Origin of the sequence: Arsenophonus endosymbiont of Apis mellifera (assembly GCF_903968575.1) — a bacterium.
Taxonomy (GTDB): domain Bacteria; phylum Pseudomonadota; class Gammaproteobacteria; order Enterobacterales; family Enterobacteriaceae; genus Arsenophonus; species Arsenophonus apicola.
Genome location: NZ_CAJCFU010000037.1, coordinates 12,840 through 25,978 on the forward strand (window position 1 = coordinate 12,840; position 13,139 = coordinate 25,978).

Annotated in this window: 11 protein-coding genes and 1 pseudogene; 9 read left to right on the plus strand and 3 right to left on the minus strand. The window is 38.2% G+C overall.

The features are described from left to right. Positions 1-86: 86 nt before the first annotated feature. The gene (gene rraA, locus H1X92_RS04545; protein WP_180559043.1) at positions 87-605 is read left to right on the plus strand and encodes a ribonuclease E activity regulator RraA; all 519 of its coding nucleotides are present in this window, start codon (positions 87-89) and stop codon (positions 603-605) included. A gap of 122 nt (positions 606-727) precedes the next feature. On the opposite strand, the gene zapB is transcribed toward rraA, so the two are convergent. After that, the gene (zapB, locus tag H1X92_RS04550; RefSeq protein ID WP_180559044.1) at positions 728-970 is read right to left on the minus strand and encodes a cell division protein ZapB; all 243 of its coding nucleotides are present in this window, start codon (positions 968-970) and stop codon (positions 728-730) included. Positions 971-1,299: 329 nt separating this feature from the next. Between zapB and H1X92_RS04555 the strand changes: the two genes are divergently transcribed. The 5 genes and pseudogenes from H1X92_RS04555 (at position 1,300) to H1X92_RS04575 (ending at position 8,661) form a co-directional block, all read left to right on the plus strand. Next, entirely contained in the window at positions 1,300-2,112 is an 813-nt protein-coding gene (locus H1X92_RS04555; protein WP_180559045.1) for an MIP/aquaporin family protein, read from the plus strand. Positions 2,113-2,160: 48 nt separating this feature from the next. After that, positions 2,161-3,685 (plus strand): annotated as a pseudogene (gene glpK, locus H1X92_RS04560) (glycerol kinase GlpK). 326 nt (positions 3,686-4,011) lie between these two features. Then, on the plus strand, positions 4,012-4,536 hold the full coding sequence (locus H1X92_RS04565; protein WP_180559046.1) for a hypothetical protein: 525 nt from the start codon (positions 4,012-4,014) through the stop codon (positions 4,534-4,536). 18 nt (positions 4,537-4,554) lie between these two features. Beyond that, positions 4,555-7,623, plus strand: coding sequence for a M66 family metalloprotease (locus H1X92_RS04570; RefSeq protein WP_180559047.1), 3,069 nt, complete (start codon positions 4,555-4,557; stop codon positions 7,621-7,623). 279 nt (positions 7,624-7,902) lie between these two features. Next, a complete protein-coding gene (locus H1X92_RS04575) occupies positions 7,903-8,661 on the plus strand; it encodes a hypothetical protein (protein ID WP_180559048.1) in 759 nt (252 codons plus the stop codon). A gap of 34 nt (positions 8,662-8,695) precedes the next feature. Here H1X92_RS04575 and emrD read toward each other — a convergent pair whose 3' ends face one another. Then, entirely contained in the window at positions 8,696-9,868 is a 1,173-nt protein-coding gene (gene emrD, locus H1X92_RS04580; RefSeq protein WP_180559049.1) for a multidrug efflux MFS transporter EmrD, read from the minus strand. Between the two features lie 321 nt (positions 9,869-10,189). Here emrD and fpr point away from each other — a divergent pair, with 321 nt between their 5' ends. Continuing rightward, positions 10,190-10,936, plus strand: coding sequence for a ferredoxin--NADP(+) reductase (fpr, locus tag H1X92_RS04585; protein ID WP_180559050.1), 747 nt, complete (start codon positions 10,190-10,192; stop codon positions 10,934-10,936). 22 nt (positions 10,937-10,958) lie between these two features. Here the strand turns inward: fpr and H1X92_RS04590 are convergent, their stop codons facing one another. After that, entirely contained in the window at positions 10,959-11,381 is a 423-nt protein-coding gene (locus tag H1X92_RS04590; RefSeq protein WP_180559051.1) for a DUF805 domain-containing protein, read from the minus strand. 52 nt (positions 11,382-11,433) lie between these two features. On the opposite strand from H1X92_RS04590, the gene H1X92_RS04595 reads away from it, so the two are divergent. Both H1X92_RS04595 and tpiA read left to right on the plus strand, forming a co-directional pair. Next, entirely contained in the window at positions 11,434-12,069 is a 636-nt protein-coding gene (locus H1X92_RS04595) for a DUF1454 family protein (protein ID WP_225506614.1), read from the plus strand. A gap of 116 nt (positions 12,070-12,185) precedes the next feature. After that, positions 12,186-12,956, plus strand: a complete 771-nt coding sequence (gene tpiA / locus H1X92_RS04600) for a triose-phosphate isomerase (protein ID WP_180559052.1) — start codon at positions 12,186-12,188, stop codon at positions 12,954-12,956. Positions 12,957-13,139 lie beyond the last annotated feature (183 nt).

The window sequence follows — 13,139 nt, forward strand, 5'->3', positions numbered from 1 at the left end:
AGTGTTTTTATGAGCTATGTTTTTGCAAAAAACAACCAGATAGAGATATACTGAACTTCCCGTGTACTTAAATAGACCGAAATCCTATGAAATATGATACTTCCGAGCTGTGTGATATCTACCAAGAAGAGGTCAATGTGGTAGAACCTTTATTCTCAAACTTTGGCGGACGTACTTCATTTAGTGGTCAAATCGTGACAGTCAAATGTTTTGAAGACAATGGCCTCATCTACGATTTACTAGAAGAACCGGGGGAGGGTCGGATCCTATTAGTTGATGGTGGAGGCTCTGTGCGTAAAGCGCTTATTGATGCTGAATTGGCAAAGTTTGCCATGAAAAATCAATGGGAAGGCATTGTCATTTACGGCGCAGTACGTCAGGTTGATGAATTAGCAGAATTAGATATTGGTATTCAAGCCATCGCTGCCATCCCTGTAGGTTGTACCAATGACGGTACCGGAGAAAGTGATGTACGCGTCAATTTTGGCGGCGTTACATTCTTTACAGAAGATTATTTATATGCAGACAATACCGGTATTATTCTTTCCGAGCATCCATTACTTTTAGACGATGAGCCAAATAACGATCAAGATATTGAAGACTAATACCTTGCCAGCTGGAAGCAAAGATTGTTGTATTATTCAATATCTATCGATTAAGTAACAATAAGGGCAACAAAATTTGCCCTCATTGCTATTTTTATCTAATGCAATAAAATATTGGACGATTATTGAACATCTTCCATTCGACCTAATAGACCGCGTAAACGCTCTTGCCAGGCATGCTGTTCTTGTTTTAAATTCTCATTTTCATGAGCTAATGTTCCATGTTTTTCTTTAGCACTCGCGACTTCTTGATACAAATTATTATTTTTCTCTTTAAGTTCATTAACTTCCATCTGTAAAAGCTCAATAGTTTCTAGAGCTTGTTGAACTTTAGCTTCTAATTTTTCAAAAACTTCAAATGACATTCTTTCGTCCCCTTTTTTAGCAATGCTACGATTGTAAGTAGCCTTCTTACGCCTGTCTAGTTGAAAGCTCTCGATAAATGCCGATCTAACCTTAATTATTTCTATTTATCCAACCAATTGCAAAAAAATACATCAAGTACAATGTCAGTTCGATCACTTTATCAGAGCGATTTCGCTCATTTTTTTTTTTTGACGTGATCCAACAATATTTGATCCTTTATTTCCGTTTACGTTCATTTAACGATAAATTGATTCAGAGCTTTCTCAGGAAATAATAAAGAAAGACAAATTTTATTGCTTAGTATTCATACTTTTTGCAGGATAAACATATGAGTAAAACTACTTCACCTACGCTTACAGGTCAATGTATCTCTGAATTTTTAGGTACCGCATTACTTGTATTTTTTGGTTTGGGTTGTGTCGCAGCCACACGCATAGCTGGCGCACAACTAGGTTTATGGGAAATCAGTATGATTTGGGGGTTTGGCGTGGCTCTGGCCGTTTACCTTACGGCAGGTATTTCAGGAGCCCACTTAAATCCGGCTATTACTGTTACTTTTTGGTTATTTGCCCATTTTGATAGAAAAAAAGTACTACCATATATTATTGCACAAATGTTGGGAGGCTTTGTCGCGGCCGCTCTCGTTTATGGGTTGTACTTCGAACTATTTCTAGATTATGAAAAAGTACACCAAATAGTACGTGGTTCACAGGAAAGCTTATTCACCGCGGGCATTTTTTCTACTTACCCGGCAGGGCAAATTAGCGTCCTACAAGCATTTGTGGTTGAAGTTGTTATTGCTATTATTTTGGTTTGTATGATATTAAGTTTAACTGATGATAACAATGGCATACCTCGTGGCCCATTAGCACCGCTACTTATTGGTATTCTAATTGCGGTTATTGGTGGTTCATTTGGCCCACTGACCGGCTTCGCATTAAATCCTGCTCGCGATTTCGGTCCCAAGCTAGTGGCTTATCTCGCTGGTTGGGGTGATATTGCCTTAACCGGTGGACGTAGCTTCCCTTATTTTGTGATCCCTTTAACAGCACCTTTTGTTGGTGCGATTATCGGTGCTTTTGCTTATCGCAAACTGATTGGCTACCATTTACCTGCTATGACAAATCAAAACAAAAAATAAACGCAAAAATAATCAAAAATATATTATGAAGTAAATTGGACAATTATTATGACAACTGAAACACCAACAAAAAAAAAATATGTTATTGCACTTGATCAAGGTACTACTAGTTCGCGCACCATTATCTTTGATCATGAAGCTAATATTATTAATATTTCTCAGCGTGAATTTCCTCAAATTTATCCAAAAAGGTTGGGTAGAACATGACCCAATAAAAATATGGGCCACGCAAAGTGCTACTTTAGCTGAAGCATTAGCAATTTCGGATATCCGCAGTGATGAAATCGCCGGTATTGGCATAACTGATCAACGAGAAACCACCATTGTTTGGGAGAAAGAAACCGGCAAACCCATTTATAATGCCATTGTTTGGCAGTGCCGTCGTACTGCTGATTTCTGTACCGAACTAAAGCGAGATAACCCAGAATTGGAGAAATATATTCGTAAAAATACGGGTCTGGTAGTTGACCCCTATTTCTCCGGCACCAAACTTAAATGGATCTTGGAGAATGTTGATGGAGCCTATGAACAAGCAAAAAATGGTGAGTTACTCTTTGGCACTATCGATACTTGGCTAGTATGGAAAATGACGCAAGGGCGTGTTCATATTACTGATTATACTAATGCATCTCGCACGATGTTATTTAACATTCATGAGTTGGATTAGGATCAAAAAATCCTTGATGCTTTCAATATTCCACGCGCCATACTACCAACAGTCCGCCCATCATCAGAAGTTTATGGACAAACCAACATTGGTGGTAAAGGGGGAACACGTATACCAATAGCTGAAATGGCGGGTGATCAACAAGCTGCTCTTTATGGCCAACTGTGTATCGAGCCGGGCATGGCTAAAAACACCTATGGAACCGGTTGCTTCCTATTAATGAATACTGGTAAAAAAGCCAAAATTTCCGATCATGGTTTATTAACTACCATTGCTTGTGGGCCACATGGTGAAGTGAACTATGCGCTAGAGGGTGCGGTATTCATGGCGGGTGCCTCTATACAATGGTTACGTGATGAACTGAAATTGATTGATGACGCAAACGACTCTGAATATTTTGCTAATAAAGTCAAAAATAATAACGGTGTTTATGTGGTACCTGCGCTAACTGGTTTAGGTGCACCTTATTGGGATCTCTACGCTCGCGGTGCGATTTTTGGCTTAACCCGCGGTGCTAATCGTAACCATATTATTCGTGCAACATTAGAATCTATTGCCTACCAAACTCGTGATGTCCTCGAAGCGATGCAGAAAGATGCTGACACGCGCCTGAGTTCATTACGTGTTGATGGCGGTGCTGTTGCCAATAATTTCTTGATGCAGTTTCAATCTGACATTCTAGGTGCTTACGTAGAACGTCCGATTATTCGTGAAAGTACTGCATTAGGTGCCGCTTTACTTGCCGGACTGGCGGTCGGCTTCTGGCAAAATTTGGATGAAGTTAAAGAAAAAATGCGTATTGAAAAAACCTTCACGCCAGGAATTGAAACCACTGAACGTAACTATAAATATAACGGATGGAAGAAAGCCGTTTCTCGTGCTAAAGATTGGGAAGAACACAATTAATCCCAATTAAGATCGATAAATAATAAAATAGCAGTAAATTATTACTGCTATTTTATATAAAAACATTATCACTTCTATACAAATAATTAATAAAAAATAAAATATATAATTCCTCACTAAGATTAAAAAAAACAAGTTATTTTAATTGTCATTTTTATGCCTATAATATAAAAAATAGCAAGCAGTGATTATTTTTTTAAGGTGTATATTATGAAAAAATAAAATATTAGCCATTCAATTATAATTTTGCCTGCAAATATCTCATCGAATATTGATTTTCGATGTATCTGATTGATTATTAATTAAATAACCCAATAAAATAAATTATGAATAACCATCCTTTTATTACTTCAAAAGACTATAGTCAATTACAGGTCAATATAAAAAATTTATTATTACAAAAAAAAAATCAGTATATAAATTTATCCGGTAATATTTCACTTTGTCGGACTTCATTTAAAAAATTTAATAACAATCCCAATCAATGTAAAAATATCATTTCCACTACATTAGAAAGTGAAATATTCACCACTGGATCACTAACTGTAAACACCCAAACTAATTTGCTTTTTATACAGATTAAATATGGCAATCAATATTATCATGTTAAATATGATCAAAAAGGCAATTGGCAATTAAATCTGCCGTTTATAGAGCAAATAAATCAAGCTACTCCGGTGGAAATAACCGTTTATGGTGAAACAGAAACTCCCTTATGGCATAAAGAATTTACTTTGACCGAATTGAACTACCAGCAAGATCAGATTAAGAGTCGTAATAAAAGGGCATCTCCGACCTTTCCAACAAAAACGTCTTCAATATCATCCAATAATTTTGCTAACCAAAAGTGAGATTTTAAGCAACAAAAAATGATTTTTGCTTATCAAATGCTCAATTTTACCGATCAAGTAGCTAGTCAAGCCAAGGTTTTTTCTATTCGTATGCGAGACAGAGCAGGTAATTTAGCATTAGATCTTGCCTATATGCCACTGCAAAATATTACTTCAGGTACCACACTGGCTGCGGCTATGGAAAAGCATATCAATCGCCATTTACCTGAACAGATGGGTGTGCAAGTGACTTACCATAATCGCCAGTTGATCATTACCGACCCGCAACAACGAACTATTGAAACGTTAGTGTTAGGTAAAACCGCCGCTATCACACCGATTATTTTATCGGAAAAGCTCTTACCCTCTGGCTCTGCGAACTATCGCCTTGCTTACAATACTGCACAACGCCATCGAATAACCCATTTTTCTTTTACTATAAATGGAACTGCGGAAAATGCCCCGCTTTTCTTTACCGATATTAATTTAGAACTTCCTCCTGAATTTGATAATCAACAGCTGGCAGAAATATTAAAAAACAAACTTAACAAACTAATGGCTAGTGATGATATCCAGATCCAATGGAACAGTAACGGTGAATATCTGGCAATCAGTGATCGTCAAGGCCGTCAGATAACCAACTTTGTATTACAAACCCATCGTAGCTATGATCAGTTAATAAAAATGGCCGATATTGCCACCCCTAATAACCATTCTACCCAAGCCAAACTTGGTATTATCCGTGGTCAACTACCAGGATCCATGATCAATGAAGAGTGGTCATGGCAATTACTGGCAGCGCCTCATTTCGGTACAGCACAAATTGATGGCACAACTGGACAATGGGAATATCAACCCGCTGACGATGAGAGTTTTGAGGGGTATGATCAATTTCATCTGCAGGCTATCGATAAAGAGGGTAATACCAGCCCTCCTATTGCAGTCATTTTACAACACGATCAGCCACCCATTCCTTTTTTTCCAACCGTTAAAACCTTCATACTCAAAACACCTGATTATCAAGAACCTATCGCTAATCAGCAGCCTATTCCTGCTGATTTTAAGCTAGATGATGTTTTTATTGCACAAACCCATGTTCTTCGTCCTCAAGATCCGTATTTGCAACTTATCCAAAATCGTTGGGCACTAATTAAACTTAATGCCAGTAGCGCCTCTGGCGCGCCAGCGCCAGATTTTACCGCTATCGTTCATGACGCCGACGGTCTCGATTTAGGACGTGTTCTATTAACCGGCGAAAAAAAGTTACCCACCTCGCTTGATTTACCCAGACAGGATCATCTTGCTAGCCAAAGGGGTCATAACGATCAAGACAGTTATATTGCCCCACTCAAAGAAGAATGGATAAAACCGGGAATTTCGATTACTCTGACAGCCAATGGCCAACCCCTTGCTTTACCTCATTACCAGGAAGAAACGTTTGCATTTCAACCTAAAGTTGGTGCTGATCTAAATTTGCCTCTGCGTATCATGCGAATAGCACACCATATTGACAATGACTGGACTATTGATGACCCGATTGATCAATGGGGAAATGCTATAGTCGCTGGACTACCAATCAAACAATTAAACCTTTATTCCTACCCTGGTGTCTCTTTTAACCAATTTGCCTCTTTTAAGGACGGATTTTATGCCGTTTATACCGGCAATAAAACCGAACCAGGCAGTGATCCTCATGCCGGTAATGGCGGATTTAAAGGTGCTATTTCAGCCAGCTATGATTTAGCTTACCGTTTACGGCGAGCTAATGTTGGTAATAATGAAATCAGCTATGTTGCCTTCTTTCCCGATCCTTATGGTGGTTTAGGCGGTGCTCAGCAAGGTGGGGGTAGTGCGAGCGCCGGTGTTTTCATTCATGAAATCGGCCACGCAATGGATCTTCCCCATAACATAAGCGATCCTCACTACCCCTATAAATCAGGCTATCAAGCAAGTTGGAGTTATAATCAAGTGACTCAACAATATTTGCCAAACTTTTCTATTGATAAAAACCATAATTACTACCCTAATACTGATCCAATGAATAGTAGCTTAGGTTCACGATTACCAGGGCAGGTATTTGCCTTCTTTTCTGATTATAATACTTTGAAAAATTATCAATTTGTCAAACAGCAATATCAATGGTATCCCAATCAGATCAGTGGTGAAGATAGTGAAGATGGTGGATTTGCCGGGGATGGTTACTATCAAGTATGGGACGACACTCTTCAGCGATGGGTTACTGTGACACAGGATAATCATAAAAACTATAAATTTAGTGAAGAAACCGTTGCTTATCAGCATAATCAACCCGTTTATTGGCTCACCGGTCATCTGGTACAACAGAATGGACAAACACTAAAACTAAATACAGAACCACACCCACAAAATCAGCTAACGGTTTTTAGCACCCAAGGCAATCTTCCTAAACCCTACCATAATCTACTCACTGGAGAAGGGCGTCCACTACAGCCAAATTATCCCTATGCATTGAAAGTCACTTATGCCACAGAGCAAGGATTATTGACCGAGTTACTGCAAATACCGGCAACTTCAGTACAATCGTTAAGCTTACATATTGCCAATAAAGGGGAACTGGTGCGTTTCGAGATTCTTGAAGCACCCTTAGGCCAATTGAGTGATCGGTCTGTTTATCGTTATATTAATCCTGATGCGCTTGCTAATACACTATTTGATCATCGTAGTGAATTTAGCATTTCACATCCATTGCATTTAATTAGCTACTGGCAAGGTAGAGCAATTAACTGGTCAATCACAACAGGAGATAAATTAATTAATGTAAATGATAAAGTAAAAGTGACACAATATCGTCCGGCCAGTGCATTAAAAGCCGAATGGTTCGAAGGAGAAGTAGGCAAAAAGCAAATTTTTCCGCTGACACTTCCCCGGGAAGATGTTGTTTATTCACATCTTTTTAATACACGTCAGCAACAGACAAAAACTATTGCAACAGAATCATTAACGTTGCCTGAATCTTTTCAACAAGGAACGATTAACTGGCATTCCTCTGATCCTGAAGTTATTAACCATCACGGCCAATTAATTGGCCATGGTGCAACAACCATTACTGCAACCATAACTTATCCATAAGGATTAAGCCAAATTTTTAAACACCACTATCAGGTTCCCAAGCGATCGCAACAGGGTGGATTAAATTTAAGCATTTATGAGCTCAGTCAGCTAGACTTAGGTAACAAAAGCCTGACACAACCCCAATTTGATAAACTATTAAATAAAAAGAATTGGTTAAATAAAGCTCCTCTTTATGCCAAACAGTGGCAAGCAGACTCGCCCAAATATTGGTTGGGAAAAAGAAAGTTTGACCAATTTGATGCCGATTTTAAGTCTAACGTGTTAAATGGCGAACAATTGAAACCCACATTATGGCTTTTTTCTGGCTTTTTGGCGCCAACAGAAACCAAGCATTATTATTTAAGATTTAAAGCTGATGATATAGGGCGGGTTTATATTCAAGACAAAAATCGAACACATACACTCGACTACCGAGATTACCAAACAATTTATCTGGAAGCCGGCAAACATTATTCCATTTGGCTATTCTGGAGCACCAATAGTCACACTGTTGGTGATCAATATTGGGACACTATAGAATTAACCTGGCTGCCAGAAGGAGAAAAAAACTACCAGCCGATACCAAAAGAAAATCTCATTGCGATGCCAATTAATCCATCAGAAAGTTATCCTAGCGATTGGCTACCTAAGCCCTTACAGTTAACTATGGAGCCAGCAGCCACTGTAATAAAACCATCCGATACTTTCACCCCAATCCAATTATTCAATCCCAATCATTCCATTTTAGATATTGAAGAACATATTCTTTATAACGACGATAATAGTCAAACAGCGCTGACAGATATTACCAATAACCAAGAGCAGATGACGGTCACTCCCTCAATTAAACAACAAACCGCTGATAACCGAGAAAACAAAGCAGCAAAATCAATTGATACAGCAGAAAAAGATAGAGCCGTATTAGCTGAATTACTGGCAGATCAGCGCTTCTCTCACAATAAAGAAAAAATAATTACCGCTACATTGCTTAACGAGCGCGTTTCTCACCAACCAAAATCATATTGCCATTGTGTAACAGAAGCCATATTCGATTAATTTTATTCTCTAAATATATTTATTAAATGGGTAATTATTTTTTATCCATTTTATATGCCAGCGGCAACCAACATAATAAAATAAGGATAGACATAACAAACATCAACATCCCCAAACTAAATTGTCCAGTTTGGGGTAAATGTGCCGATAGCCAAGCTGCCACGCCTGAACCCACATTTTGCAAACCGCCAACCAGTGCCCCAGCTGCCCCCGCTAAATAAGGAAAAGGCTCCATGGCTCCGGTAGTTGCTAATGGAAATAACATACCTGCGCCAAAGAAAAAAAGTCCGGCAGGGATCAATAATGACCACACATTCATAAATCCAAACCAACCTGGTAACCACATGATAATTGCCGCAGCAACACAGCAAAATACTGCACGCCACATTAACTGAGAAAAAGTTTTTCCTTCACGTCCGGCATACCAGGCACCTAAAAATGCCGCAGGAATAGGCAAAATAAATAAAATACTGACAGTAATACTATTAAAACCTAATACGCCTCCCAATAATACGCCGCTACTTGATTCAAATACCACAACACCGGCCAATCCGCCAATCAATATTACCAGGTAAGCATCAAAGGTAAGATTTGATAACAATGCATAATAAGCAGAAAGCATATTTCTTTTTTCAGAAGCAGGTGGGCATGTTTCAGGCAACCATTTCCACATACTGATCAAGACAAAACCACCTAACAGACACAGGAAAATATAAGTTGCCTGCCAGCCTAAAAAATAGGCGATCACTCCGCCAATCATAGGTGCCAATAACGGACTTACTAATATTCCCATATTCAATATGCTATTAGCATAACGCAAGGCTGTTCCAATATAGAGATCACGCGGCATGGTTCTTGCCATTACGCCAGCAACACCGATCCCTAAGCCTTGCAGCGCACTTGCGATAATTAAGATCTGCAATGAAGGCGCGAAAATCGCTATTAGGGTGGCGATCAAATAGATAATTAAGCCAACTAAAATAACAGGACGACGACCAATGTGATCGGATATCGGTCCATAAAATAGTTGTGAAAAACCATAAAATAGCAGATAAGCGCCCATTACGCTTTGTACTGCACCGTCAGGTTCACCAAAATAAGCAGCAATTTCTGCAACAACCGGGACATAAATTGTCTGCGTCATCTGGCCGACAGCAATTAAAGCAATAAGCATAAATAGCAAATTGAAGTGTTCTAATTTTCTCATTTTATATAATAATCAATTAATTAAAAAAGTTTACAATAAATTAGGGGATAAAGAAAAACTGCCCCAGCAAATCGATGCGTTAATATCAATTAATCTAACAAATTTAAAAAAAAATTCGAGTTAAGCAATTAAATTATTTACCCACCTTGCCGAATCCCATTGACTTATTTTGTAAAGATAACTGTACAATTTTATATCATAATGAAAGAGACATAATTTAATTAAATAGTTAAAACACATTATCGATAATGGTTTTGCCTAAATTTGACATAATATGACCAAGAATTAATGCTTTATTTGACACATTGGGAGGCCAATAATATGGCAAATTGGGTAACAGGAAAAATTATTAAAAACCACAAATGGACAGACTCATTATTTAGTCTGATCCTCGAAGCGCCAATAAAACCGTTTATTGCTGGACAATTTGCTAAACTTGCGCTGGAAATCAATGGCCAGCGTATCCAACGCGCCTATTCTTATGTTAATGATCCCTTTGATAATCAATTAGAATTCTATCTCGTCACCGTACCAGAAGGGAAACTCAGTCCACATCTTGCCGCATTAAAACCTGGTGATCCCATCTATATCACTGAAGACGCAGCCGGTTTTTTTGTATTAGCAGAACTGCCTGATTGTGAAACCCTATGGATGCTCTCGACAGGTACCGCAATTGGACCTTTCTTATCTATTTTACAATCAGGCGAAAATTTAGCGCGCTTTAATCAAATCATCCTGGTACATGCGGTACGCTACGCTGAAGATCTGAGTTACTTAGCATTAATGCAAACCCTTGAGAAAAAATATCAGGGAAAATTGAAGATCCAAACCATTGTCAGTCGAGAAAACCAAACTGGCTCATTGACTGGTCGTATTCCAGCGCTAATTGAGAGCGGACAGTTAGAACAAGCAGTAAAGGCAAAAATTGATCCCTTAACTAGCCATGTTATGCTTTGTGGTAATCCAAACATGGTTAAAGACACCCAACAGCTGCTAAAAACACAAAGAGGGATGGATAAACATTTACGCCGTAAAGCAGGACAAATTACTAGTGAACAGTATTGGTAAGCAGAAAGTAAACAAATATTAATCAGTTGAAATAGTCAACTTGCTCAGTTTTTTTACCATAACGATTAGCTTTATCTAGACCTTTAAAACTCCCACAATCTAAAAACAATATGATAACAATAAATAAAGGTAGAAATCGTCCAATACCCCACTGCCAAAAGGGTGTTAATAAACTAACATCAATAGAAAATAGCAAAAAAACCAACAATAACAACAACAACCAGCCACCAGATTTACCACGATCATGTAGACGTTTGGTAAAAATCGCCGCCAATGGATAGAGCAACAATATGACTAATAGCAGCAGAATATAAGGAGAAAATGAAAAATAAATTTGTAGACTAGATGTCATAACCATTACTAAAAACCAAATAACGATACCAAACCAAAATGGTTTTCGACCAATCCGTCCTTTAAATGAGAGTGCCCATTGTTGTAATGTCATTTGTTTATCCTAATTAATCTCTTTATGATGAAATTAATACTGACGAGTAACGATGATGAAAACCTACGATCGCAAATTTGAGTTAACATTTGCATTAATCTTTATTGGAGCATTGCCACTTTTCCCTGTGCTGGCAAAAGAATTACCCGTTATGCCAGAAACAGAGGTTTCGGTTGCTTATTTATCACCAGATGCGGCCTTATTCAATGAAACTATTCCCATATTTCGTCAAAAATATAACCAGGATAATCCCAACTATCCAATACATGAATTTAAAGTGATCAAAAGCAAGGATATTAGCTTACCTTATATTCGCGCTGCCAGTCGAATTAACAACAAAATTTACTCCTCCGCTGTACTTGAACGAGGAAGTGAAAAAATTAAAAGTCTACAACTAACCTTACTGCCACCCGATGGTGCTAACAGTTATAAAATTAATCGACAATTGTTCGAACGTTATGTTATGGCAATTATTAATCACTTCGAAAAAACCACTTCGATTAACAACCTATCCCAATTAACCGCTGTATTGGATCGTATGTTAGAGCAACATAATCAGGTGCAAAGTGATGAAACAATAGTAGGCGCTATCCGTTATATTTTAGTAAAAAGTAAAGATAATATGATTACTTTCGCTATTGAGCCGGTTAAGCTCTCACTAAATGATGATAACATCACACATGAATGACAAAAAACAAAGTGAGTTAGTCATAGCATCTTTATACTATCCCTTTGCATAAACGAAATAATGATTGATTGTCTTTATCTCATTAATTAATAAACATTTTTTAGTTGGAGGAAAACATGCGGCATCCATTAGTCATGGGTAACTGGAAACTCAATGGCAGTACAAAAATGGTTAAAGAACTGATTGAAAATTTGCGTAATGAATTAAATAGTGTCACTGGCTGTGATGTCGCAATAGCACCACCAGCGCTTTACCTGGCGCAAGCAGAACAAGCGTTAGCTGGAAGCAAGATAGCACTTGGCGCGCAAGATGTTGACGTTAATCTGTTTGGGGCTTTTACCGGTGATACTTCAGCTGAAATGCTAAAAGATATTGGTGCAAAATATATTATTATCGGTCACTCTGAACGTAGAACTTATCATCAAGAAAGCGATGAGTATATCGCGCGGAAATTTGCCGTATTAAAATCGCAAGGATTAATACCGGTGCTATGCATTGGTGAATCTGAAGAAGAAAACAGCGCCGGCAAAACTGAACAAGTCTGCGCTCGTCAAATCGATGCGGTATTAAATAGCCTAGGTGCTGGCGCATTTGAAAATAGTGTTATTGCATATGAACCGATTTGGGCGATTGGTACCGGCAAATCAGCTACTCCAGCCCAGGCACAAGCGGTGCATAAATTTATTCGTGACCATATTGCCAAGCAAGATCGCGCCATTGCCGAACAAGTCATTATTCAGTATGGCGGTTCAGTGAATGCCAACAATGCTGCCGAGCTTTTCAGTCAACCCGATATTGATGGCGCATTAGTGGGCGGAGCATCGCTGAAAGCCGATGCTTTTACTACTATTGTCAAGGCTGCTGCCGTCGCAAAAAAAACCAACTAACATATTGATATTATTAAAATAATTTAAAATTAACCTGCAATACAATCCCGGTTCTAACTGTGTATTTATAGAACCGGGCAAGTAATTATCGATAAATCCCATACCCTTAAATTTATCTTACCCAATGTCTAATTTGAACTAATAACCAAAAGGTTTATGCAGCAAAATATTTAGCGCATAAAC